The sequence below is a fragment of the Streptomyces sp. NPDC098101 genome, from assembly GCF_044760185.1.
In the GTDB taxonomy this organism is placed as follows: Bacteria; Actinomycetota; Actinomycetes; order Streptomycetales; family Streptomycetaceae; genus Streptomyces.
Window position 1 is genome coordinate 553,016 of record NZ_JBIWAS010000003.1, and the last position, 22,783, is coordinate 575,798.

Below are 22,783 nucleotides of genomic sequence, written 5' to 3' on the forward strand. Positions count from 1 at the left end.
AAACACAGGAGTCGTTATGCGCACCGCCCTTCGCACCGCCATCGCCACCGCCCTCGTCGCGGGCGTCGCGATCACCGCCCCGGCCTTCGCCGCCGGTGCCGCCTTCGCGGCCGACGGCCCGGTGGCCATCCCCTCGGCCCCGGCCGGGCCCGAGGCCCCGTCGACCGGGACCGGCGGTGCGAAGAAGGAGGCCTCGAAGGAGGAGACCCCGAAGGCGGAGGCCCCCGAGGGCGAGGCGCCGAAGGAAGGGACCCCGAAGGGCGAGGCGCCGAAGACCGGGGACCCGAAGACCGAGGCTCCGAAGACCGGGGACGAGAAGGAGCAGGGGGCCGGCACCTTCGTCCGCAACCAGATCCTGCCCAACGGCGCCATCGCCAAGATCATCCGGCTCGACGCGGACCACTACCGCGCCGAGATCTACAAGCAGGACCAGCGCGTCGGCACCCTCGACGCCGACGGGCGCCCGGTCGCCGGCAACGACGACGGCACGTTCCTCGTGCTCTTCGAGACCGGTCTGACCTCCACCTGGCAGGGCAACTACTTCCCCGGTGCCCGGCCCGGCGTGTACGAGCTGGCCAACGGCTCCCGCGTGGAACTCGCCGTGGTGTACGGCGCCCACACCCTCCGCACCGCGGGGAACGGCGAGACCCGCGTCCTCACCACCCTCAACGGCACCCGCCAGGTGGTGCAGTACGGCAAGGCCGTCATCGTCGTCGAGCCGGACGGAGGCTTCGCCGCCTACATCAACGGCAGCGTGAACCAGGCCGCCCCGCGCCTCGTCGAGCCCCCGGCCACCGCCCCCACCCCCGGCCCCGCCGTCAGCACCGGCGAGTGCGCCGTCCGGCAGGTCGTGCCCTCGGTCTTCGGCGTCGGCTGGAGCGTCACCCTCAGCAACGGCCTGGAGCACGGCCCGAAGGCCGTCCTCATCGACGACCAGGGCAAGGTGCAGGGCATCGCCGACCGCGCCCACCCCTTCGACAGCCGCGTCGGCCTCAAGATCGACCGCGTCAACACCTCCACCCCGCGCCTCGGCCAGCGCACCCAGGGCGGCGACACGCCGTTCCGCTGGAGCTCCTTCCCGTCGCTGCCCAAGGGCTGCGCCAAGGAGGACTCCGCCACGTCCCCGGCGCCCTCCGCCACCCAGGGCACGAACGTCACCACGAACAACGCCGGTCAGACCACCGTCGTCCCGAAGGGCGGCGTCGCGGCCGGCGCCGAGCTCGGCACCGGGGGCGACTCCACCGCCCTGATCGCGGCCGGCGCCGGCGCCGCCTCGCTCGCCGCCGCAGGCCTCGGCTTCGTCGTCCTGCGCCGCCGGGCGGCCGCCGCCCGCGTCTGATCCCGTAAGGGGACGATCCCGGACGGGGGAGATCCCGTACGGGGGAGATCCCGTACTGGGACGAGCCGTACGAGGGCGATCCCGTACGGGGGTGATCCGTACGCCGTCCCCCACCGCACCACCCGTCTCCCCGCCCCTTGACCCGAGCGGGAGCACCACCCCACCCCAGGCCGGTCGCCGCGTCCCGCGCGGCGGCCGGCCGTACCCCGTCACCCGCCCGCCCGGAGCCCCGCCGTGAACCGCACCCGCACCCGCCCCCGTACCGCCGTCCTGCTCCTCGCCTCCCTGGCCTCGCTCGCCGCGCTCACCGGATGCTCGACCGGGGCCGGGGCCGGGGCCGGGGAGCAGGCCGGACCGCTCGCCCGGGTCACCGAGACCGCCGCGCCCGCGCCGAGTGCCGCCCCCGTCCGGCCGCTGGCGCGCTCCCTGCCCGTCCGGGTCCGGATGGCCTCCACCGGGGTCGACACCGGACCCGTCCCGGAGCTGGGGCTCGCCGCCGACGGCACCGTCGAGGTGCCCTCCGTCGCGGACGCCGACCGCATCGGCTGGTACGGCAAGGGCGTCACACCCGGCGAGACCGGCCCCGCCGTCCTCATCGGGCACTTCGACACCGCACGCGGCCCGGCCGTCCTCAAGGACGTCTCCCGCGCCCGGGCCGGCGACGAGATCGCCGTCACCCGCGCCGACGGGAAGACCGCCGTCTTCCGCGTCAGGGAGCTGGAGCAGGTCGACAAGGACGCCTTCCCGACCGCCAAGGTGTACGGCGACACCGCCCGGCCCGAGCTGCGCCTGATCACCTGCGGCGGCGAGCTGACCGGCGGCCACCGCCCCGACAACATCATTCTGTACGCCGACCTCGTGGCCGTGCGGGCCGCCTGAGCCCCCGTCCGTCCGCTGAGGCAGAATCGGCGGCATGACGACCCCCGAGCCGACCCCCGAGCCGCGCCACGAGCCGAGCTCCGGGTCGACCCCTGAGCAGTCCTACGCCGACCGGGTCTTCCGGTCGCCCCTCGGGATCGCGAGCGGGGTGTTCCTGCTCGCGCTCGCGGCCGTGTTCGCCGGTGACGCGATGCTCCGCGGCGAGGGCCGGACCCCCTGGCTCGCGCTCGCGGGCCTCGTCCTGGCCGTGCCGCTGATCGTCGCCTTCACGATCCGGCCCGCCGTGTACGCCAACGACCGCCGGCTCCGCGTCCGCAACCCGTTCCGGTCGATCGTGCTGCCCTGGGCCTCCGTCGCCGACGTCCGCGCCGGGTACTCCAGCGAGGTGTTCACCCAGGAGGGCGAGAAGTACCAGCTCTGGGCCGTCCCCGTCTCGCTGCGCCAGCGCAAGAAGGCCGCCCGCCGGGCCGCCCGCGCCTCCCAGGACGACCCCCACGGCCGCACCTCCGTCAGCGCCGACGTGCGGCAGAGCGCCTCGCGCACCGCGCCCACCGACCAGACCGTCGCCGACCTGCGCGAGCTCGCCGAGCGGCACGCCGGGAGCCCGGAGGCGCAGGGCGAGCCGCGGGTGCGCTGGGCGTACGAGATCATCGCGCCCGCCGTCGCCGGGCTGCTGCTCCTGGTGATCCTGGGCGCGACGGGCTGAGCGCCCGCCCCCGGACGCGCGTCGGGGCCGGTACGGAAATCCCTTCCGTACCGGCCCCGACGCGTGTGCCGGCGGCTTACAGCCCGGCGGCCTCCGCCAGGTCCCGCTTGAGCGCGCCGAGCAGCTCCGCCGCCGTGGCGCGGGCCGCCGGGAGCGCGTCCGCGCCGGGGACCGGGACCACGACCTCCAGGTAGCACTTGAGCTTGGGCTCGGTGCCGCTGGGGCGCACGATCACCCGGGCCCTGTAGTCGCCCTCCAGGTGGTAGCGCAGGCCGTCCGTGGGCGGCAGCGCCTCCGTGCCCTTCGTCAGGTCCTCGGCCGAGACGACCGTCAGACCGGCGAGGGCGACCGGCGGGCGCTCGCGCAGCGCGGCCATCGCGTGCGCGATGATCCCCAGGTCCTCGACCCGCACCGACAGCTGGTCCGTGGCGTGCAGCCCGTGCTCCACGGCCAGGTCGTCCAGGAGGTCGGTCAGGGTCCGGCCCTCCTCCTTGAGCACCGAGGCCAGCTCGGTGACGAGCAGCGCGGCCGTGACGCCGTCCTTGTCGCGGACGCCCTCCGGGTCGACGCAGTAGCCGAGCGCCTCCTCGTAGCCGTACCGCAGGCCCTCGACGCGGGCGATCCACTTGAAGCCGGTCAGCGTCTCCTCGTACCCGACGCCCGCCGCCTCCGCGATCCGGCCGAGCAGCGAGGACGAGACGATCGACTCGGCGAAGACGCCGGTGACGCCCCGGCGCACCAGGTGCGCGGCGAGCAGCGCGCCCACCTCGTCGCCCCGCAGCATCCGCCAGCCGCCCCCGGCGGCCGGGTCCGGCACGGCCACCGCGCAGCGGTCGGCGTCCGGGTCGTTGGCGATCACCAGGTCCGGGGCCACGGCGCGGGCCGCCTCGAAGGCGAGGTCCATCGCGCCCGGCTCCTCCGGGTTCGGGAAGGCGACCGTCGGGAAGTCCGGGTCCGGGTCGGCCTGCTCGGCCACCAGGGCGGGCGGCGGGAAGCCGGCGCGCGCGAACGCGGCCGTCAGGACGTCCTTGCCGACGCCGTGCATGGCCGTGTAGACGGTCCGCGCGGTGCGGGGGGAGCCGGGGGTCAGGACCGCGTCCGTACGCTCCAGGTAGGCGTCGAGCACCTCGTCGCCGAGGGTCTCCCAGCCGTCCTCCGGGCGCGGCACGTCGTGCAGCGAGCGGACGGCGGCGATCTCGGCGGCGATCTCCGCGTCGGCGGGCGGCACGATCTGCGAGCCGTCGCCCAGGTAGACCTTGTAGCCGTTGTCGCGCGGCGGGTTGTGGCTCGCGGTCACCTCGACGCCCGCGACGGCCCCCAGGTGCCTTATGGCGTACGCGAGGACGGGCGTCGGCAGCGGGCGGGGGAGCAGCGCGGCGCGCAGCCCGGCGCCGGTCATCACGGCGGCGGTGTCGCGGGCGAAGTCGGCGGACTTGTGGCGGGCGTCGTAGCCGATGACGACGAGGCCGCCCTCCTCGCCCTTCGCCCTCAGGTACGCGGCGAGGCCGGCGGCGGCGCGGATGACCACCGAGCGGTTCATCCGCATGGGGCCCGCGCCCAGCTCGCCCCGGAGTCCGGCCGTGCCGAACTGGAGCGTGCCGGCGAAGCGGACGGCGAGCTCGTCCGTCGTACCGGCCCGGCCGGCCTCGATGAGCCGCGCGAGCTCCTCGCGGGTCTCCTGGTCGGGGTCCTCGTCGAGCCATGCCTGGGCCCGGGTGAGGAGGTCGTCGTCCTGCGTCACGGTGTGCCTTTCGGAGGGGACGGGGGCTTGTGCGGGGGCGGGGCTTCGGTGCGGGGGCGGGTGCCGGTGGGTGGGGGTGCGCGGGCCGCTGCGCGGAGCCTTTCCCCACCCCGCCCCTTCCCGTAACCGGGGGCGAGCCCCCGGACCCCGTACGGCCTTCGGCCGTGTCCTCAAACGCCGGACGGGCTGAAAACCCAGCCTCGCCGGCGTTTGAGGCGCGGGGTCCGGGGCGGAGCCCCGGTTACGGGAAGGGGCGGGGTGGGGGGAGAGGCCCCGCGCAGCGGTGTGCCGACCGTGGGGTTCGGTCAGATCCGGTCCAGGACCCGCGTCAGCAGCTCGCCCATCCGGGCCGCCGAGTCGCGGCCCGCCTGGAGGACCTCCTCGTGGTTGAGGGGCTCGCCCGAGAGCCCCGCCGCCAGGTTGGTGACGAGGGAGATGCCCAGGACCTCGGCGCCGGCCTCGCGGGCCGCGATGGCCTCCAGGACGGTGGACATGCCGACGAGGTCGCCGCCCAGGACGCGGACCATGTTGATCTCGGCCGGGGTCTCGTAGTGCGGGCCGGGGAACTGCACGTAGACGCCCTCTTCGAGGGTCTCGTCGACCTCCTTGCACAGCGCGCGCAGCCGCGGCGAGTACAGGTCGGTGAGGTCCACGAAGTTCGCGCCGACGATCGGGGAGGCGGCCGTCAGGTTGATGTGGTCGCTGATCAGGACCGGCTGGCCGGGGCGCATCCCCTCGCGCAGACCGCCGCAGCCGTTGGTCAGGACGACGGTCTTGCAACCGGCGGCGACGGCGGTGCGGACGCCGTGGGCGACGGAGGCGACGCCCCGGCCCTCGTAGAAGTGGGTGCGGCCCAGGAAGACCAGGGCGCGCTTCTCGCCGATCTTGTACGAGCGGATCGTGCCGCCGTGGCCCTCGACGACCGGCGGCGGGAAGCCGGGGAGCTCGGTCACCGGGAACTCGGCCTCGGGGGCGCCGAGGGCGTCGACGGCGGGCGCCCAGCCCGAGCCCATGACCAGGGCGACGTCGTGGCTCTCGACTCCGGTCAGCTCGCGAAGACGCGCGGCGGCGGCCTCGGCGGCCTCGTACGGGGTGGCAGTTGCGTTCACTGACTTCTCTCGCCTCGGGGAGGGGAGTCCGAGGCGGACCCCGGACGATTTTGATACGCGAAGAAGCGTAGCCGGAGAATCCCTACGCGCGTAGATGACGGTGCTGACGGACATGCGATCGTTGTCTTGTCGTTTCCGACGAAAGCACGGCCGGACGGGTCCGCGGGCCGCTCAGCAGGGGCGCTTGCGCAGTTCCATCACGTAGTCGTGCGGGGCACCCGCCGACTCGGCCGCGTCCGCGACCTCGCCCAGGTAGCGGGCCGACGGGAGCCCGCCCTCGTAGCCGTTGAGGACGTACGCCCAGGCGGGTTCCTCGCCGTCCAGGGTGTGCGCCCGCACCCTCATGCGCCGGTACACGTCGAGGCCCACGCCCTCCCAGCGGTCCATGGAGTCCTCGTCCATCGGCGCGATGTCGTACAGCGCCACGAAGACCTGGGAGCGGGGGGCCTCCACGATGGTGGCGAGCGCTCCCTCCCACCCCATCTGCTCACCGCCGAAGGTGAGCCGCCAGCCGTTCAGCCAGCCCGTCCCGCGCAGCGGGGAGTGCGGTGCGCGGCGGCTCATCAGCCGCGCGTCCAGGTTGCCGGCGAAAGCGGCGTAGAGGGACATGGGACCGAGGGTACGGGAGGGGGCGGAGGGGCGGACCGCCTTCCCTGAGGGCCGCCGGACCCCTTCGGAGCCCCCGCCGCGTGACCGCGCCGGACGTGCGGGACAATGGGGTACGCACTTGAAGCGTGCGGGACAATGGCGTACGCACTGCACCCCAGCGGGGGGACCCCCCGGCAGAACGAGAGCGCGAGGCGTAGATCCCAGTGACCCGGATCGTGATCATCGGCGGCGGACCCGGCGGATACGAGGCGGCCCTGGTGGGCGCCCAACTCGGCGCGGAGGTGACCGTCGTCGACACCGACGGCCTCGGCGGCGCGTCCGTCCTGACCGACTGCGTCCCCTCCAAGACCCTGATCGCCACCGCCGAGGTGATGACCACCTTCGACTCCTCGTACGAGGAGCTGGGCATCATCGTCGCGGACGACACCCCGCACGTGGAGCAGGCCGCCCGGGTCGTGGGCGTCGACCTCGGCAAGGTCAACCGGCGGGTGAAGCGCCTCGCGCTCGCCCAGTCGCACGACATCACCGCCTCCGTCACCCGCGCGGGCGCCCGCGTGCTGCGCGGCCGCGGCCGGCTCTCCGGCCGGCAGGCCGTGGACGGCTCCCGCCAGGTGATCGTGACCGCCGCCGACGGCACCGAGCAGACGCTGACCGCGGACGCCGTGCTGATCGCGACCGGCGGCCACCCGCGCGAGGTGCCCGACGCCGCGCCCGACGGCGAGCGGATCCTGAACTGGACGCAGGTCTACGACCTCAAGGAGCTCCCCGAGGAGCTCATCGTGGTCGGCTCCGGCGTCACCGGCGCCGAGTTCGCCGGCGCCTACCAGGCGCTCGGCTCCCGGGTCACCCTGGTCTCCAGCCGCGACCGGGTCCTGCCCGGCGAGGACCCGGACGCCGCCGCCGTCCTGGAGGACGTCTTCCGGCGCCGCGGCATGAACGTCATGGCCCGCTCCCGCGCCGAGTCCGCCAAGCGGGTCGGCGACCGGGTCGAGGTCACCCTCGCGGACGGCCGGGTCATCTCCGGCACCCACTGCCTGATGGCGGTCGGCGCGATCCCGAACTCGGCCGGCATGGGCCTGGAGGAGGCGGGCGTCCGCCTCAAGGACTCCGGGCACATCTGGACCGACCGGGTCTCCCGCACCTCCGCCCCCGGCGTCTACGCGGCCGGCGACGTCACGGGCGTCTTCGCGCTCGCCTCGGTCGCCGCCATGCAGGGCCGGATCGCGATGTACCACTTCCTGGGCGACGCGGTGACCCCGCTCAACCTCAAGACGGTCTCCTCGAACGTCTTCACCGACCCCGAGATCGCCACCGTCGGCTACACCCAGGCCGACGTGGACGCGGGCAAGATCGACGCCAAGGTCGTCAAGCTGCCGCTGCTGCGCAACCCGCGCGCGAAGATGCAGGGCATCCGGGACGGCTTCGTCAAGATCTTCTGCCGCCCCGGCACCGGCATCGTGGTCGGCGGCTGCGTCGTCGCCCCGCGCGCGAGCGAACTGATCCATCCGATCTCGATCGCGGTCGACAACAATCTGACCGTCGAACAGATCGCAAATGCTTTCACCGTGTACCCCTCCCTGTCGGGCTCGATCGCGGAAGTGGCACGGCAGTTGCAGACCCGAAAGTCGGCGGGCGACGCCTAGTCGCCGCGTCCGGCCCGGCTCCCGCCTGCGGGAACGGTTCTCCGACTCGGACAACCCCCGGCAAGCCGGGGCATAGAACGATCAATGACGGGGCCTCCCATACCACTTGGAGGCCCCGTCCATGCGCAACTTCTGCAATTCGCCGCATACTGCTGAAAAGCATCGCGCGGCCACGTTACTGTCAGTTTCGTGTTCGCTGCAGAACGTCGCCAGTTGATCCTCGAAATGGTGCGCGCCAACGGAGCCGTGTCGCTCCGCGAGCTCGCCCGCGTCGTCCAGACCTCGGAGGTGACCGTACGGAGAGACGTACGGGCCCTGGAGGCAGAAGGACTCCTCGACCGCCGTCACGGCGGTGCGGTGTTGCCGGGCGGATTCACGCGAGAATCCGGCTTCCCGCAGAAATCCCATCTCGCGACCGCGGAGAAGACGGCCATCGCCGACGTCGCGGCGAGCCTCGTCGAAGAGGGCGAGGCCATCGTCGTCGGCGCCGGGACGACCACGCAGGAGCTGGCCCGCCGGCTCGCCCGCGTGCCCGGCCTGACCGTGGTCACCAACTCCCTGCTCGTCGCCCAGGCCCTCGCCCACGCCAACCGGGTCGAGGTCGTCATGACCGGCGGCACCCTGCGCGGCTCCAACTACGCGCTCGTGGGCAGCGGCGCCGAGCAGTCGCTCCAGGGGCTGCGGGTCTCCCGGGCCTTCCTCTCCGGGAGCGGCCTGACCGCCGAGCGCGGCCTGTCCACCTCCAACATGCTCTCCGCGAGCGTGGACCGGGCGCTGGTGCAGGCGGCCGCGGAGGTCGTGGTCCTCGCCGACCACACCAAGCTGGGCTCCGACACCATGTTCCAGACGGTGCCCACGGACGTGATCACCCGGCTCGTCACCGACGAGCCTCCGGCCCATGACGAGCGGGCCGCCACCGAGCTCCAGGCCCTCGCCGACCAGGGCGTGCAGATCGCCGTCGCGGGCACGGGCGCGGGGTCCGGACCCGCCGGCGGTGATCAGCTCCCCCCCGGGGCCCGGCCCCGCCGTGACGTGCCGCTCCCGGGCCAGCGCGGCCGGATGGTGGCGGGGCAGTTCCGGGGCCCGGGCGGCGGCATGGCCGCGGAGACGCTGGAGCGCACGGCCCGGGTGGCGGACCTGCGCCGCCGCTGAGCGGCGGCGTCCGGCCCGCCCCGGGGGCCCCGCGCGCCCGGAGGCCGTACGGGCCCTCAGGCCTTGATGCCCCGCAGGGTCAGGGCGAGCAGACGGTCCGCCAGCTCCGTGTCCTCCGGGCACTGTTCCGCCGCGAGCGCGATCGCGTTGGTCAGCTGCATCAGATCGCCGATCGACACGTCGGCCCGCACCCGGCCCGCCTCCCGGGCCCGCGCGAGCAGCCGGTCGCCCGCCGCGCGCAGCGGGTCGCTGCACCGGGAGAGCGCCGAACTCCGGTCGTGCGAGGCGGACATCAGCGCGTGCGCGAGCCCCCGGTACTCGCCCGCGTGGGCGACCAGGGCCCGCAGCCACTCCACGAGCGCCCGGCACGGCTCGTCGGCGTCCGCCAACGCGCGCGAGCGGTCGAGGAGTTCGGCCAGGGCCTCCTGGAAGACGCCGTTCAACAGGTCGGCGCGGGTGGGGAAATGACGGTAGAGGGTGCCGATCCCTACGCCCGCGCGGCGCGCGATCTCCTCCAGGGGAGCGTCGGCGCCCTGACCGGCGAAGGCGGCGCGGGCCTCGACGAGCAGGCGTTCGTGGTTGCGGCGTGCGTCGGCGCGCATGGGTGACGGAGGCCCTCCCCTCGGCGAAGGGCCCGCAGGCGGCTGCCTGCGGGCCCTCCGTACCGTACTGGGTGCGACGGTCAGTCCTTGATGTCGCAGATGGTGGCGCCGGAGGTGACCGAGGCGCCGACCTCGGCGGTCAGGCCCTTGACGGTGCCGGAGCGGTGCGCGTTGAGCGGCTGCTCCATCTTCATGGCCTCCAGGACGACGATCAGGTCGCCCTCCTTGACCTCCTGGCCCTCCTCGACCGCGATCTTCACGATCGTGCCCTGCATCGGGGAGGCGAGGGTGTCGCCCGAGGCCGCCGGGCCGGACTTCTTGGCCGCGCGGCGCTTCGGCTTCGCACCGGCCGCCAGGCCCGTACGGGCCAGGGACATGCCCAGCGACGACGGCAGGGAGACCTCCAGGCGCTTGCCGCCGACCTCGACGACGATCGTCTCGCGGCCCGCCTCGTCCTCGTCGGCGTCCGGGCCGGCCGGGGCGAAGGGCTTGATCTCGTTGACGAACTCCGTCTCGATCCACCGGGTGTGGACCCGGAACGGGTCCGCGGTGAACGCCGGGTCGACCACGACGGCCCGGTGGAACGGGATCGCGGTGGCCATGCCCTCGACCTTGAACTCCGCCAGGGCGCGCGCGGCGCGCTGGAGGGCCTGCTCGCGGGTGGCGCCGGTGATCACCAGCTTGGCCAGGAGCGAGTCCCAGGCCGGGCCGATGACCGAGCCGGACTCCACGCCCGCGTCCAGGCGGACGCCGGGGCCGGTCGGGGGCTGGAAGAGGGTGACGGTGCCGGGCGCGGGCAGGAAGTTGCGGCCCGGGTCCTCGCCGTTGATGCGGAACTCGAAGGAGTGACCGCGCACGGCCGGGTCGCCGTAACCCAGCTCCTCGCCGTCGGCGATCCGGAACATCTCGCGGACCAGGTCGATGCCCGTGACCTCCTCGGTCACCGGGTGCTCGACCTGGAGGCGGGTGTTGACCTCCAGGAAGGAGATCGTGCCGTCCAGGCCGACGAGGAACTCGACCGTGCCGGCGCCGACGTAGCCGGCCTCCTTCAGGATCGCCTTCGACGCCGCGTACAGCTGCTTGTTCTGGTCCTCCGTCAGGAAGGGGGCCGGGGCCTCCTCGACCAGCTTCTGGTGGCGGCGCTGGAGCGAGCAGTCGCGGGTGGAGACCACGACCACGTTGCCGTGCTGGTCGGCCAGGCACTGCGTCTCGACGTGGCGCGGCTTGTCCAGGTAGCGCTCCACGAAGCACTCGCCCCGGCCGAAGGCCGCGACGGCCTCGCGGACGGCGGAGTCGTACAGCTCCGGCACCTCTTCGAGGGTGCGGGCGACCTTCAGGCCGCGGCCGCCGCCGCCGAAGGCGGCCTTGATGGCGATCGGCAGGCCGTGCTCCTTCGCGAAGGCCACGACCTCCTCCGCGCCCGAGACCGGGTCGGGGGTGCCGGCGACCAGCGGGGCGCCGGCGCGCTGCGCGATGTGACGGGCCGCCACCTTGTCGCCCAGGTCCCGGATCGCCTGCGGCGGCGGGCCGATCCAGGTCAGGCCGGCGTCGAGGACGGCCTGCGCGAACTCGGCGTTCTCCGAGAGGAAGCCGTAGCCCGGGTGGACCGCGTCCGCGCCGGAGTCCTTCGCGGCCTGGAGGACCTTGGCCATGTCCAGGTAGCTGGTGGCCGGAGTGTCACCGCCCAGAGCGAACGCCTCGTCGGCCGCACGGACGTGCAGGGCGTCCCGGTCCGGCTCGGCGTACACGGCCACGCTGCCGATGCCGGCGTCCCGGCACGCCCGGGCCACACGGACAGCGATTTCGCCACGGTTGGCGATGAGCACCTTGCGCACGATGGCTCCCTCCTGGAAACAAGCTGAGTTTAGGGACTGCCGACACGGCCTTTCGACCCGTCCCCAGTGGTGAGCTTGCCCACACGGAGGGTGACCCCGGGCCTGCTCGGGTCGTGAATTCCCTTGTCGCACCACGGTACGCAGGGTTCCTTTACGGCACAGTAGCTCCGAGGTGTGGCGCAGGTCTCTGTTCATGCGGCCAGTCGCCGTTCGGGTTTCTTTGTGGGGTCCCTACGAACGGTTCGGCGTTTCTTTGCCCGGCCGTCGGTCGTGGCCCGGCGTGTGCGCACTCTTGTCCAGGGGTTTACCGGCCAGTAGCCTTCCCGCTGTCGATCGTACTGCTGGTAACAGGCGAATCCAGGGGGTGGCCGAGGTGGCCCGCAGACCGATAGCCCTCGTGACGGCCGCGGTACTCCTTCTGGAGGCACCCGGCATCGTCGCGATCAACGCCGTCATGGCGCGCTTCGTGGAGGCCCAGTCGATGTCCCTCGACGGCATGGACCCCGACGCCGTGGTCACCGGCACCTGGGCCCTCGGCATCGCCTCCGGGGCGGCTCTCGTCCTGTGCGCCCTCGTCGCCCTCCTCGCGGGCCTCCGCGACCGCGCCCCGGGCCGCTTCGGCCGGGGCCTGCTCATCGGCTGCGCGATCGTGCACGGCGTCCTCGGCGCGGTCGCCGTCGGCCTCCTCGGCTGGGAGGCCTTCGCCTTCCTGATGGTGGTCCTCGGCCTGATCGTCCTCACCCTGGTGGCGTACGGGAAGGGGGCCGGGGAACCGGTCGCGGAGAAGGCGCCGGTTCCCGCGTAGCCGCCGGGGCCTCAGGCCCAGAGGTCCGTGATCCCGACGTCCAGCTTGCGCAGCAGCCGCCGCAGCAGCGGCAGGGACAGGCCGATCACGTTGCCCGGGTCGCCGTCGATGCCCTCGATGAACGGCGCCGAGCGCCCGTCCAGGGTGAACGCGCCCGCCACGTGCAGCGGTTCGCCGCTCGCCACGTACGCCGCCACCTCCTCGTCCGTCGGCTCGCCGAAGCGGACCACGGTGGAGGCGGTCGCCGACTCGTAGCGCTTGGCGGCCGTGTCGTACACGCAGTGACCCGTCTGGAGGATGCCGACCCTGCCGCGCATCGCCTTCCAGCGGGCCACGGCCTCCTCGGCGTCGGCGGGCTTGCCCAGCGCCCTCCCGTCCAGCTCCAGGACCGAGTCGCAGCCGATGACGAGCGCGCCGGACGCCTCGGGCCGGGCGGCCACGTGGGCGGCCTTCGCCTCCGCGAGGGCGAGCGCGAGTTCGGCCGGGGTCGGGGCGTGGACCTTGTCCTCGTCGACGCCGCTCACGATCACCTCGGGGGCGAGTCCAGCCTGCCGGAGCAGACCGAGCCGGGCGGGGGAGGCGGAGGCGAGCACGACACGGCGCGGATCAGCAGTCATGGGGGCAGCGTAGCCAGTGCGGGAGGCCCGGACCCACCGGACCGCCGGGCACGCGCGCGGGGGTCAGCGCACGCCGACCACGAACATCAGCACCACCATCGCGAGCGCCAGCAGCACGCCCGCGCGGCGGATCATCGCCTGCATCTCGCGCATGAACTTCGGCGGCTGGTTCTTCGGGTCGGACCACAGCATGTCTCCGATCCTGCGGCCGCGGGGGCCGCGGCGCCTGAGTACGGATACTCAACCGGCCCGGTGTCCCCGGACACACGCGCGTAGGAGCCGGAAAACGCGGAGCCGGAAAACGCGGGGCACGCGCGTGGGGCCGGAAAACGGAGGCACGCGCGCGAAGGGCCGGACCCCCCGCACACGGGGTCCGGCCCTCCGGCCCTGACGTCTAGGCGGGCCAGTACGACCTCGCCCAGGCCCGCGGGCCCGGACGGGACCGTACGGCCCGCGCGATGCGGGAGGGGTCCGACCACCCCTCCGGCACCGCCGGGCCGCCGCTCCCGGCGGACGCCGCCGCCGTGGCCGCGGCCCGGGCCTGGACCACCGCCAGTGCGGCGGCCAACTCCTCCGGGGTCGGGTTTCCTCGTACGACCTTGATCATGTCGGCTCCTTGGAGGTCCGGAGGGGCTGCTACAGCGGGATGTTGCCGTGCTTCTTCGGAGGCAGGGATTCCCGCTTCGTACGGAGCTGACGCAGGCCCTTGACGATCTGCGGGCGCGTGTCGGACGGCAGGACCACGCCGTCGATGTACCCGCGCTCGGCCGCCGTGTACGGGTTGAGCAGGGTGTCCTCGTACTCCTGGATCAGCCGCGCCCGCGTCGCCTCGACGTCCTCCGCCTCGGCGATCGTCCTGCGGTGCAGGATGTTGACCGCGCCCTGCGCGCCCATGACCGCGATCTGCGCCGTCGGCCACGCCAGGTTCAGGTCCGCGCCCAGGTGCTTGGAGCCCATCACGTCGTACGCGCCGCCGAAGGCCTTGCGGGTGATGACCGTGATCAGCGGGACCGTGGCCTCCGCGTACGCGTAGATCAGCTTCGCGCCGCGCCGGATGATGCCGCCGTACTCCTGGTCCACGCCCGGCAGGAAGCCCGGCACGTCCACGAAGGTCAGGACCGGGATGTTGAAGGCGTCGCAGGTGCGCACGAAGCGCGCGGCCTTCTCGGAGGCGTCGATGTCCAGGCAGCCCGCGAACTGCATCGGCTGGTTGGCGACCACGCCCACCGGGAAGCCCTCGACCCGGCCGAAACCGGTCAGGATGTTCGGCGCGAACAGCGCCTGCGTCTCCAGGAACTCGCCGTCGTCCAGGACGTGTTCGATGACCTTGTGCATGTCGTACGGCTGGTTCGCCGAGTCCGGGATCAGCACGTCCAGCTCGCGGTCCTCGTCCGACACCTCGGTGTCCGCGGACTCCGGGAAGGCCGGCGGCTCCGACAGGTTGTTCGAAGGGAGGTAGGAGAGCAGGGACTTCACGTACTCGACGGCGTCCTTCTCGTCCCCCGCCATGTGGTGCGCCACGCCCGAGGTCGCGTTGTGCGTCCGGGCGCCGCCCAGCTCCTCGAAGCCCACGTCCTCGCCGGTCACCGTCTTGATGACGTCGGGACCGGTGATGAACATGTGCGAGGTCTGGTCCACCATCACCGTGAAGTCGGTGATCGCCGGGGAGTACACCGCGCCGCCCGCACAGGGGCCGACGACCAGCGAGATCTGCGGGATCACGCCGGAGGCGTGGGTGTTGCGGCGGAAGATCTCGCCGTACATGCCGAGCGCGCTCACGCCCTCCTGGATGCGGGCGCCGCCGGAGTCGTTGATGCCGACGACCGGGCAGCCGGTCTTCAGCGCGAAGTCCATCACCTTGATGATCTTCTGGCCGTACGTCTCGCCGAGCGCCCCGCCGAAGACCGTGAAGTCCTGCGAGAACACCGCCACCGGACGCCCGTCGACCGTGCCGTAGCCGGTGACGACGCCGTCGCCGTACGGACGGTTCTTCTCCAGGCCGAAGTTGGTGGAGCGGTGCCGGGCGAACTCGTCCAGCTCGACGAACGACCCTTCGTCGAGGAGGAGGGCGATCCGCTCGCGCGCGGTCAGCTTCCCCTTCGCGTGCTGCTTCTCCACCGCACGCTCCGAGCCGGCGTGGGTGGCCTCGTCGATACGGCGCTTGAGGTCCGCGATCTTGCCCGCGGTCGTGTGAATGTCGATCTCGTGCTGCTCTGCCGGCTCGGACATCGGGATGCGGCTCCCTGCCTGGTCACGGGGGGTTCGTTGACTGCGAATGGGCTACTGCTGCCCTACTGACCCGTAGCGTATCCACGCCGATACGGTTCGGCACTGCGGTCTTTGCCACACCTACTCTGACTTGCATGACGTCCTCCCAAGGCTCCGGCGGGCGCTGGTCCGACCTCGACCGGCCCCCGCTCAACGAGACCGCCCTGCGCCGCGCGCTCGTCCTCCCCGACGGACTGTGGACCTCGCTCGACGTGGTCCCCACCACGGGATCCACCAACACCGACCTCGCCGCCCGGGCCGGCGAACTGCCCGAGGGCGCGGTCCTCGTCGCCGAGGAGCAGACCTCGGGCCGGGGCCGCCTCGACCGCACCTGGAGCGCGCCCGCCCGCTCCGGCGTCTTCGTCTCCGTGCTGCTCAAGCCGGACGTGCCCGCCCACCGCTGGGGCTGGCTCCCGCTGCTCACCGGCGTGGCGGCGGCGACCGGCCTCGCGAAGGCCGCCGGCGTCGACATGTCCCTCAAATGGCCCAACGACCTCCTCGTTTCCGTACAGGGCGAGGAGCGCAAGACCGGCGGCATCCTCGCCGAGCGGGCCGGCCCGGACGGCGTCGTCGTCGGCCTCGGCCTCAACGTCACCCTCCGCGAGGACGAACTCCCCGTCCCCGGCGCCGGGTCCCTCCTCCTCGCCGACGCGGTCTCCACCGACCGCGACACCCTCCTGCGGGCCGTCCTGCGCTCCCTCGCCCAGTGGTACGGGGAGTGGACGCGGGCCGGCGGCGACCCCGGGGCCTCCGGGCTCCAGGAGGCCTACGCGGCGGGCTGCGCGACCCTCGGCCGCCGGGTCAGGGCCGAGCTGCCCGGCGAGCGGACCCTGGAGGGCGAGGCGATCGCCCTGGACGGCGACGGACGCCTCGTGGTGGCCACCGAGGGCGGCGGCACGGAGGCGGTGGGCGCGGGCGACATCGTCCACGTACGGACGCCGAACGCCTGACGGCCCCCGGCGGGTCCCGCGACGGTCACGGGAGGCCCCGGGCCCGGCCGCGCGGGGCCCCGTCCCCCGTCCGGGGGACGGAACGGCTCGCCTTCCGGGCGTGAGCCATTCCACACCTGTCGTATCGTGGAGCGCGATCCAGGCGACAGATCGGCAGGGCAAGTGGGCAGGGAACGGGCAGGAGGCGGCCGGTGACCGTCGACGACGAGGACTCGGGCGGCGCGCCCGAGCCTCCCGCGTACCCCACCCCCCATCACGAGGTCGACCACACGGCGGAGCCGAGCGACGACCCCCTCGCCATCCGCCTCGAACAGCTCATCCTCGGCGCGGACCGCCGCTACACCCCCTTCCAGGCCGCCCGCACCGCCGGCGTGTCCATGGAGCTGGCCTCCCGCTTCTGGCGCGCCATGGGCTTCGCCGACATCGGACAGGCCAAGGCGCTCACCGAGGCCGACGTGCTCGCCCTGCGGCGGCTCGCGGGCCTGGTTGAGGCCGGACTGCTCAGCGAGCCGATGGCCGTGCAGGTCGCCCGGTCCACCGGACAGACCACCGCCCGGCTCGCCGAGTGGCAGATCGACTCCTTCCTGGAGGGCCTCACCGAGCCGCCCGAGCCCGGCATGACCCGCACCGAGGTCACGTACCCTCTGGTCGAGCTGCTCCTGCCCGAGCTGGAGGAGTTCCTGATCTACGTGTGGCGCCGGCAGCTCGCCGCCGCCACCGGCCGGGTCGTGCAGGCCGCCGACGACGAGGAGATGGTCGACCGTCGGCTCGCCGTCGGCTTCGCGGACCTCGTCGGCTTCACCCGGCTCACCCGCCGCCTGGAGGAGGAGGAGCTCGGCGAGCTGGTCGAGGCCTTCGAGACCACCTGCGCCGACCTCGTCGCCGCGCACGGCGGCCGGCTCATCAAGACTCTCGGCGACGAGGTGCTCTACGCGGCGGACGACGCCGGCATCGCCGCCGAGATCGCGCTGCGCCTGATCGAGACCCTCGGCCACGACGAGACGATGCCCGCGCTGCGCGTCGGCATCGCCTTCGGCACCGTGACGACCCGGATGGGCGACGTCTTCGGCACCACCGTGAACCTCGCCAGCCGGCTCACCTCGATAGCCCCGAAGGACGCCGTCCTGGTCGACAGCGCCTTCGCGAAGGAGCTGACCAGGACCGGCGAGGCGCCCGTCTCCGAGGCGGAGGCGGCCGAGGAGGCGGCCCGCGCGGAGAAGGAGGGCCGCACGCCCGCCGCGTACCGCTTCGCGCTCCAGCCGATGTGGCAGCGCCCGGTCCGGGGCCTCGGCGTCATCGAACCCTGGCTCCTGGGCCGCCGTCCCACTTAGGATCTCCTCCGTGAACGCCGGTTAACAGCCGTTAACGGGCGGAGCCGGCTGGTGGGAGGGTGTGCGGTCATGTCCGAGCAGCGTTTCGGTGAGTACGTGGTGGTCCGGCGGGAGGGGCACGTCGCGGAGCTGGTCCTCGACCGGCCCAAGGCGATGAACGCGGTCTCCTCCGAGATGGCCCGCTCCCTCGCGGCCGCCTGCGACGCGCTCGCCGCCGACGCCGCCGTCCGCGTCACCGTCCTCACCTCCTCGAACGACCGGGCCTTCTGCGTCGGCGCCGACCTCAAGGAGCGCAACTCCTTCACCGACGCCGAGCTGGTCCGCCAGCGCCCGACCGCCCGCGCCGCCTACACCGGCGTCCTGGAGCTGCCCATGCCGACCGTCGCCGCCGTGCACGGCTTCGCCCTCGGCGGCGGCTTCGAGCTGGCGCTCGCCTGCGACGTGATCGTGGCCGACGCGACCGCCGTCGTCGGCCTGCCCGAGGTCTCCGTGGGCGTCATCCCCGGCGGCGGCGGTACGCAGCTGCTCCCGCGCCGGGTGGGCGCGGCCCGCGCCGCCGAGCTGGTCTTCACGGCCCGCCGGGTGGAGGCCGCCGAGGCCCGCGAGCTCGGCCTGGTGGACCTCCTGGCGGAGGACGCGCGGACCGGCGCCCTGGAGCTCGCCGGGCGGATCGCGGCCAACTCCCCGGTGGGCCTGCGTGCCGCGAAGAAGGCCCTGCGGCTCGGCCAGGGCCTGGACCTGCGGGCGGGCCTGGAGGTCGAGGACGCGGCCTGGCGCTCGGTGGCCTTCTCGGGCGACCGGGCCGAGGGCGTGGCGGCCTTCAACGAGAAGCGGAAGCCGGAGTGGCCGGGGGAGTGACCCGGCCGATCCGCCCGACGGGTCACTTTCCGTGACGTCCCGAAGGGGAAAACGGATCAAACCTCCCTAAGCTGGAGGAATGGGTGAGGACGGGCGGCTGCGGGCCGTAGTGGCGCTGGCGCAGGGGATGGCGGCGGCGCACACGCCACGGGAGTTCTGGCGGGCGGCGGCGCTCGGGGCCCGCGACGGGCTCGACGGGAGTTTCGCCGCCCTGTCCGTCTGGGAGCGGGACCACGGACGGCTCAAGGTCCTGGTGAACGCCGGGGAGCGGGCCGTGGGGGAGGAGGAGTTCCCGGACGCGGAGACGTATCCGGTGCACCAGTTCCCCGAGATCACCGAGTTCCTGCACGAGCGGTGGGCGGGCGGCGGCGAGCCGGACGCCTGGGTGGAGACCGCCGCCGACGCCGTCCCCACCGGCCGCGTGGCCGGTCTGCGGCGGCGCGGGCGGGGCTGCTGCGTGGTCGCCCCGATCGTGCTCCACGGGCGGGCCTGGGGCGAGCTGTACGTGGCCCGGCCGCTTCAGGAGAAACCTTTCACCCGCGCGGACGCCGACTTCGCGACCGTCCTCGCGGCGGTCGTCGCGGCGGGCATCGCCCAGGCCGAGCGCCTGGAGGAGGTCCGCAAGCTGGCCTTCACCGACCCCCTGACGGGCCTGGCCAACCGGCGGGCCGTCGACACCCGTCTGGACGAGGCCATCGAGCGCTACCGGACGGACGGCTCCGTGGTGAGCCTGGTGGTCTGCGACCTCAACGGCCTCAAGCGGGTCAACGACACCCACGGGCACGCGGTCGGCGACCGCCTCCTCGAACGCTTCGGCTCCGTCCTCTCCCGCTGCGGCGCCCGGCTCCCCGGCGCCCTCGCGGCCCGCCTCGGCGGCGACGAGTTCTGCCTCCTGACGGTCGGCCCGACGGCGGACGAGGTGGTGGCGGTCGCCGAGGAGCTGTGCGTACGGGCGGCGGAGCTGGAGCTGGGCGAGGGCGTGGCCTGCGGGGTGGCGTCCACGGGCGACCCCATCGGGCCCCTCAAGTCGGCCCGCCGCCTCTTCCGGCTCGCGGACGCCGCCCAGTACCAGGCCAAGGCCGGCCGCTCGGCGAAGCCGGTGGTGGCGGGGCGGGACGGCACGGTCGTGCGCCTCGCGGACGCCCCGCCGGGGGCCCGCGACCGCCGCCGCTTCCGCGACGCGCCGACGGTGGAGCTGCCGGAGCCGGGGGCGGCGGCGGTCCCTGGCCCGCCGGACCCGGCCCCGGACCCCGGCCCCGCCCCGGGGCCCGAGCGCCCCGGGGGCACGGCCTGGCCCGTGGAGCCCCCGGGCGAGGAGCCGACGGAGACGGCCCTCCGACTGGAGGAGCCGTCGGCGGAGGACGGGTGAGCGGGCCGTACGGGTCTGTACGGGGGCCGTACGGGGTCCGGCGGGCCGGGTTGCGGTGGGCGGCCCGGCAGCGGCGGTCGGTGACGGCGGTACCGGTGACAGCGGCGGCACTGGGACCGGCGGCAGCGACGGCACCGGGGCTGGCGGCGGGCTTGGCTGCGGCGGTCCGGCAGCGGCGACCCGGCGACAGCGACAGCACCGGTACCGGCGGCAGCGGCGACGGCAGGACGGCGGCAGCGGAAGCCCCGCAGCGGCAGCGGGACCGGCGACAGCGGCGACAGCGGCACCTGTGGCAGCGACGGCGCCGCTACCGGCGGCAGCAGGACCGGAAGCCGCGGCGGCAGCCGGGCCCGCGGCAGCGGTGACACCGGAGGCGGACGCGGTGACGGCACCGGCCCGGTAAGGGACAACCCCCGTCCGGGACGGTGACGAAATCCCCTAGTGACAGGTCGGTCTTCAATCCGTAGGGTGCTGAATATGGATATGCAGACAGTCGTCCTCGGCACGTCCGGCACGACCCCGCAGGACGTCATCGACGTCGCCCGCCACGGCGCCCGCGTCGAGCTGTCGACCGAGGCCGTGCAGGCCCTCGCCGCCGCCCGGGAGGTCATCGACGCGCTCGCCGCCAAGCCCGAGCCCGTCTACGGGGTCTCCACCGGCTTCGGCGCCCTCGCCACCCGGCACATCAGCCACGAGCTCCGCGCGCAGCTCCAGCGCAACATCGTCCGCTCGCACGCCGCCGGCATGGGCCCCCGCGTCGAGCGCGAGGTCGTACGCGCCCTGATGTTCCTGCGCCTGAAGACCGTGGCCTCCGGCCACACCGGCGTCCGCCCCGAGGTCGCCCGGACCATGGCCGACGTCCTCAACGCCGGCATCACCCCGGTCGTGCACGAGTACGGCTCCCTCGGCTGCTCCGGCGACCTCGCCCCGCTCTCCCACTGCGCCCTCGCGCTCATGGGCGAGGGCGACGCCGAGGGCCCCGACGGGCAGGTCCGCCCGGCCGGCGAGCTGCTCGCCGAGCACGGCATCGCACCCGTCGAGCTCAAGGAGAAGGAGGGCCTCGCCCTCCTCAACGGCACCGACGGAATGCTCGGCATGTTGATCATGGCCCTCGCCGACCTCGACACCCTCTACAAGTCGGCCGACGTCACCGCCGCGCTCTCCCTCGAAGCCCTCCTCGGCACCGAGAAGGTCCTCGAACCCGAGCTGCACGCCATCCGCCCCCACCCCGGCCAGGCCGCCTCCGCCGCCAACATGCTGGCCGTGCTCAAGGGCTCCGGCCTCACCGGCCACGCCCAGGCCGGCGAGGCCCCCCGCGTCCAGGACGCCTACTCGGTCCGCTGCGCCCCGCAGGTCGCCGGCGCCGGCCGCGACACCCTCGCCCACGCCCGCCTCGTCGCCGAGCGCGAGCTGGCCGCCGCCGTCGACAACCCGGTGGTCCTGGGCAACGGCGAGGTGCGCTCCAACGGCAACTTCCACGGCGCCCCCGTCGCGTACGTCCTCGACTTCCTCGCGATCGCCGCCGCCGACCTCGGCTCCATCGCCGAGCGCCGCACCGACCGGCTCCTCGACAAGAACCGCTCGCACGGCCTGCCGCCCTTCCTCGCCGAGGACGCCGGCGTCGACTCGGGCCTGATGATCGCCCAGTACACGCAGGCCGCCCTGGTCAGCGAGATGAAGCGGCTCGCCGTCCCGGCCTCCGCCGACTCCATCCCGTCCTCCGCGATGCAGGAGGACCACGTCTCCATGGGCTGGTCCGCCGCCCGCAAGCTGCGCACCGCGATCGGCAACCTCACCCGGATCGTCGCCGTCGAGCTGTACGCCGCCACCCGGGGCGTGGAACTCCGCGCGGGCCTCACCCCGGCCCCCGCCTCGCGGGCCGTCATCACCGCCCTGCGCGAGGCCGGCGTCCAGGGCCCCGGCCCGGACCGCTTCCTCGCCCCCGACCTGGCCGCCGCCGACGCCTTCGTCCGCGCGGGAGGGGTGGTCGCCGCCGTGGAGCCGGTCACCGGCCCGCTGGCGTAAGGCCGTTGGAGCACGCGCGAGGGCCCGCTCCCGCCGGAGGATTCCGGCGGGAGCGGGCCCTCACCCGCAAGTGCGCGGCGGGGGAACGCGGTTCAGGAGGCCCGGCCCCTGCGGCGCATCGCGAGCACCACGAAACTGGCCCCGACCGCGAGGAACGCCGTCCCGCCGAGCACGTACGGCACGGTGTCCCGGCCGCCGGTCTCCGCGAGGCGCCCGTCGCCCGTGGCGGGGCCGACCCCGCTCACCCCGACCCGTACGCCGCCCCGCTGGTCGGCGGCGTTCGCGGACGGCACGAACCACAGGGCGCACAGCAGCGTTCCCGCGACGGCGGCGGTCAGCAGGAGGCGTCGGGCGGCGGACACGGAGATCTCGATCCTCCTTGCGGAAACCACGAATTGTTCGGCGTGCAGATGCTAATGAACACAGCGGGTCGCGGGAAAGCCGAGACCCTCCGGACCCCTACGCTCCGGAGCATGAGCACTTCTGACACCGCACGCTATGTACGCCTTCGCGTCGATGTGGTCCTGGAGGTCGACGGACCCGCCGAACTGACCGCGGCCGCCGAGGCCCGGATCGACGCCGACGAGTTCATGCCGGAGGAGGAGCGGACCCACGCCCGCGCCGCCGCGCGCGAGGACGCCGCCGAGGCCCTCGCCCACCTCGTCGAACCCTTCGACCTGATCCGCGACGTCCCCGGCATCGAGATGGTCCAGGCCTCCTGGAGCAGCGAGGAGATCGATTACGACCCCGATGCGCTGGAATGGGACCTCGGGGAGGAAGATGGGGCGGAGGAAGACGAAGACGACCGCCCCTGAGGCCGGTGTCCTGCCTGTTCACGGGCCCCGGGACACCGTCCCGGGGCCTTCCCGCGACACCGGGCGCCCGGCGGGGAACCGAACGCTCCGCCGACGCGTGTCGATCAGTGGTGTTCCCCACAAATCGTCC

General features: G+C 73.9%; 22 protein-coding genes. 12 read left to right on the plus strand and 10 right to left on the minus strand.

Translation table 11 applies throughout. The features are described from left to right. The first annotated feature begins 16 nt into the window (after positions 1–16). The 3 genes from ACIQVI_RS15580 to ACIQVI_RS15590 all read left to right on the plus strand — a co-directional run bounded on the left by ACIQVI_RS15580 (position 17) and on the right by ACIQVI_RS15590 (position 2,924). The gene (locus ACIQVI_RS15580; RefSeq protein WP_403595666.1) at positions 17–1,339 is read left to right on the plus strand and encodes a hypothetical protein; all 1,323 of its coding nucleotides are present in this window, start codon (positions 17–19) and stop codon (positions 1,337–1,339) included. A gap of 234 nt (positions 1,340–1,573) precedes the next feature. Then, positions 1,574–2,218 carry a class F sortase gene (locus ACIQVI_RS15585; protein ID WP_403595669.1) on the plus strand — a complete coding sequence of 215 codons (645 nt, stop codon included), beginning with the start codon at positions 1,574–1,576 and terminating at the stop codon, positions 2,216–2,218. 34 nt (positions 2,219–2,252) lie between these two features. Beyond that, positions 2,253–2,924 (plus strand): PH domain-containing protein, encoded by a 672-nt coding sequence (locus ACIQVI_RS15590; RefSeq protein WP_403595672.1) that lies wholly within the window; start codon positions 2,253–2,255, stop codon positions 2,922–2,924. Positions 2,925–3,000: 76 nt separating this feature from the next. On the opposite strand, the gene ACIQVI_RS15595 is transcribed toward ACIQVI_RS15590, so the two are convergent. The 3 genes from ACIQVI_RS15595 to ACIQVI_RS15605 form a co-directional block, all read right to left on the minus strand. Next, positions 3,001–4,665, minus strand: coding sequence for a phospho-sugar mutase (locus tag ACIQVI_RS15595; protein ID WP_351974331.1), 1,665 nt, complete (start codon positions 4,663–4,665; stop codon positions 3,001–3,003). 305 nt (positions 4,666–4,970) lie between these two features. Next, on the minus strand, positions 4,971–5,774 hold the full coding sequence (locus tag ACIQVI_RS15600; RefSeq protein WP_383414857.1) for a purine-nucleoside phosphorylase: 804 nt from the start codon (positions 5,772–5,774) through the stop codon (positions 4,971–4,973). 171 nt (positions 5,775–5,945) lie between these two features. After that, a complete protein-coding gene (locus ACIQVI_RS15605) occupies positions 5,946–6,383 on the minus strand; it encodes a gamma-glutamylcyclotransferase (RefSeq protein WP_121829525.1) in 438 nt (145 codons plus the stop codon). A gap of 203 nt (positions 6,384–6,586) precedes the next feature. Between ACIQVI_RS15605 and ACIQVI_RS15610 the strand changes: the two genes are divergently transcribed. Together ACIQVI_RS15610 and ACIQVI_RS15615 are read left to right on the plus strand one after the other, a co-directional pair. Then, on the plus strand, positions 6,587–8,026 hold the full coding sequence (locus ACIQVI_RS15610; protein ID WP_351971837.1) for an NAD(P)H-quinone dehydrogenase: 1,440 nt from the start codon (positions 6,587–6,589) through the stop codon (positions 8,024–8,026). A 225-nt stretch (positions 8,027–8,251) separates the two neighbouring features. Next, complete coding sequence (locus tag ACIQVI_RS15615) at positions 8,252–9,178, plus strand: DeoR/GlpR family DNA-binding transcription regulator (protein WP_121829527.1); 927 nt, start codon at positions 8,252–8,254, stop codon at positions 9,176–9,178. 56 nt (positions 9,179–9,234) lie between these two features. Here the strand turns inward: ACIQVI_RS15615 and ACIQVI_RS15620 are convergent, their stop codons facing one another. Next, entirely contained in the window at positions 9,235–9,780 is a 546-nt protein-coding gene (locus tag ACIQVI_RS15620; protein ID WP_403595679.1) for a TetR/AcrR family transcriptional regulator, read from the minus strand. An 80-nt stretch (positions 9,781–9,860) separates the two neighbouring features. Continuing rightward, positions 9,861–11,615 carry an acetyl/propionyl/methylcrotonyl-CoA carboxylase subunit alpha gene (locus ACIQVI_RS15625; protein WP_403595683.1) on the minus strand — a complete coding sequence of 585 codons (1,755 nt, stop codon included), beginning with the start codon at positions 11,613–11,615 and terminating at the stop codon, positions 9,861–9,863. A 364-nt stretch (positions 11,616–11,979) separates the two neighbouring features. Between ACIQVI_RS15625 and ACIQVI_RS15630 the strand changes: the two genes are divergently transcribed. Continuing rightward, the gene (locus ACIQVI_RS15630; protein ID WP_351973264.1) at positions 11,980–12,420 is read left to right on the plus strand and encodes a hypothetical protein; all 441 of its coding nucleotides are present in this window, start codon (positions 11,980–11,982) and stop codon (positions 12,418–12,420) included. Positions 12,421–12,431: 11 nt separating this feature from the next. Here ACIQVI_RS15630 and ACIQVI_RS15635 read toward each other — a convergent pair whose 3' ends face one another. The 4 genes from ACIQVI_RS15635 to ACIQVI_RS15650 form a co-directional block, all read right to left on the minus strand. Then, positions 12,432–13,037 carry a nucleoside triphosphate pyrophosphatase gene (locus tag ACIQVI_RS15635; RefSeq protein ID WP_351973263.1) on the minus strand — a complete coding sequence of 202 codons (606 nt, stop codon included), beginning with the start codon at positions 13,035–13,037 and terminating at the stop codon, positions 12,432–12,434. Between the two features lie 63 nt (positions 13,038–13,100). Further along, positions 13,101–13,229: a morphogenic membrane protein MmpB gene (gene mmpB / locus ACIQVI_RS15640; RefSeq protein ID WP_272922277.1), complete on the minus strand. Its 129-nt coding sequence runs from the start codon at positions 13,227–13,229 to the stop codon at positions 13,101–13,103. A 202-nt stretch (positions 13,230–13,431) separates the two neighbouring features. Further along, positions 13,432–13,644, minus strand: coding sequence for an acyl-CoA carboxylase epsilon subunit (locus ACIQVI_RS15645; protein WP_351973262.1), 213 nt, complete (start codon positions 13,642–13,644; stop codon positions 13,432–13,434). 29 nt (positions 13,645–13,673) lie between these two features. After that, positions 13,674–15,266, minus strand: coding sequence for an acyl-CoA carboxylase subunit beta (locus ACIQVI_RS15650; protein ID WP_351973261.1), 1,593 nt, complete (start codon positions 15,264–15,266; stop codon positions 13,674–13,676). A gap of 134 nt (positions 15,267–15,400) precedes the next feature. Between ACIQVI_RS15650 and ACIQVI_RS15655 the strand changes: the two genes are divergently transcribed. The 5 genes from ACIQVI_RS15655 to hutH all read left to right on the plus strand — a co-directional run bounded on the left by ACIQVI_RS15655 (position 15,401) and on the right by hutH (position 21,838). Next, a complete protein-coding gene (locus tag ACIQVI_RS15655; RefSeq protein ID WP_403595689.1) occupies positions 15,401–16,255 on the plus strand; it encodes a biotin--[acetyl-CoA-carboxylase] ligase in 855 nt (284 codons plus the stop codon). A gap of 191 nt (positions 16,256–16,446) precedes the next feature. Then, a complete protein-coding gene (locus ACIQVI_RS15660; RefSeq protein ID WP_121829535.1) occupies positions 16,447–17,586 on the plus strand; it encodes an adenylate/guanylate cyclase domain-containing protein in 1,140 nt (379 codons plus the stop codon). A gap of 69 nt (positions 17,587–17,655) precedes the next feature. Further along, the gene (locus ACIQVI_RS15665; protein ID WP_351973259.1) at positions 17,656–18,444 is read left to right on the plus strand and encodes an enoyl-CoA hydratase-related protein; all 789 of its coding nucleotides are present in this window, start codon (positions 17,656–17,658) and stop codon (positions 18,442–18,444) included. Between the two features lie 79 nt (positions 18,445–18,523). Then, a complete protein-coding gene (locus ACIQVI_RS15670) occupies positions 18,524–19,813 on the plus strand; it encodes a diguanylate cyclase domain-containing protein (RefSeq protein ID WP_403595694.1) in 1,290 nt (429 codons plus the stop codon). A gap of 483 nt (positions 19,814–20,296) precedes the next feature. Beyond that, a complete protein-coding gene (gene hutH / locus ACIQVI_RS15675) occupies positions 20,297–21,838 on the plus strand; it encodes a histidine ammonia-lyase (protein ID WP_403596862.1) in 1,542 nt (513 codons plus the stop codon). Between the two features lie 92 nt (positions 21,839–21,930). Here the strand turns inward: hutH and ACIQVI_RS15680 are convergent, their stop codons facing one another. Further along, entirely contained in the window at positions 21,931–22,200 is a 270-nt protein-coding gene (locus ACIQVI_RS15680) for a hypothetical protein (protein WP_351973735.1), read from the minus strand. A gap of 111 nt (positions 22,201–22,311) precedes the next feature. On the opposite strand from ACIQVI_RS15680, the gene ACIQVI_RS15685 reads away from it, so the two are divergent. Then, a complete protein-coding gene (locus ACIQVI_RS15685; RefSeq protein WP_351973736.1) occupies positions 22,312–22,653 on the plus strand; it encodes a hypothetical protein in 342 nt (113 codons plus the stop codon). Positions 22,654–22,783: the final 130 nt, after the last annotated feature.

Bases quoted from the DNA above. Each gene is read 5' to 3' on its own strand.
- ACIQVI_RS15665 (WP_351973259.1), top strand. From the start codon at position 17,656: ATGTCCGAGCAGCGTTTCGGTGAGTACGTGGTGGTCCGGCGGGAGGGG.
- ACIQVI_RS15590 (WP_403595672.1), top strand. From the start codon at position 2,253: ATGACGACCCCCGAGCCGACCCCCGAGCCGCGCCACGAGCCGAGCTCC.
- ACIQVI_RS15620 (WP_403595679.1), bottom strand. From the start codon at position 9,780: ATGCGCGCCGACGCACGCCGCAACCACGAACGCCTGCTCGTCGAGGCC.
- ACIQVI_RS15685 (WP_351973736.1), top strand. From the start codon at position 22,312: ATGAGCACTTCTGACACCGCACGCTATGTACGCCTTCGCGTCGATGTG.
- ACIQVI_RS15650 (WP_351973261.1), bottom strand. From the start codon at position 15,266: ATGTCCGAGCCGGCAGAGCAGCACGAGATCGACATTCACACGACCGCG.
- ACIQVI_RS15605 (WP_121829525.1), bottom strand. From the start codon at position 6,383: ATGTCCCTCTACGCCGCTTTCGCCGGCAACCTGGACGCGCGGCTGATG.
- ACIQVI_RS15670 (WP_403595694.1), top strand. From the start codon at position 18,524: ATGGGTGAGGACGGGCGGCTGCGGGCCGTAGTGGCGCTGGCGCAGGGG.
- ACIQVI_RS15635 (WP_351973263.1), bottom strand. From the start codon at position 13,037: ATGACTGCTGATCCGCGCCGTGTCGTGCTCGCCTCCGCCTCCCCCGCC.
- hutH (WP_403596862.1), top strand. From the start codon at position 20,297: ATGCAGACAGTCGTCCTCGGCACGTCCGGCACGACCCCGCAGGACGTC.
- ACIQVI_RS15580 (WP_403595666.1), top strand. From the start codon at position 17: ATGCGCACCGCCCTTCGCACCGCCATCGCCACCGCCCTCGTCGCGGGC.
- ACIQVI_RS15655 (WP_403595689.1), top strand. From the start codon at position 15,401: ATGACGTCCTCCCAAGGCTCCGGCGGGCGCTGGTCCGACCTCGACCGG.
- ACIQVI_RS15645 (WP_351973262.1), bottom strand. From the start codon at position 13,644: ATGATCAAGGTCGTACGAGGAAACCCGACCCCGGAGGAGTTGGCCGCC.
- ACIQVI_RS15615 (WP_121829527.1), top strand. From the start codon at position 8,252: ATGGTGCGCGCCAACGGAGCCGTGTCGCTCCGCGAGCTCGCCCGCGTC.
- mmpB (WP_272922277.1), bottom strand. From the start codon at position 13,229: ATGCTGTGGTCCGACCCGAAGAACCAGCCGCCGAAGTTCATGCGCGAG.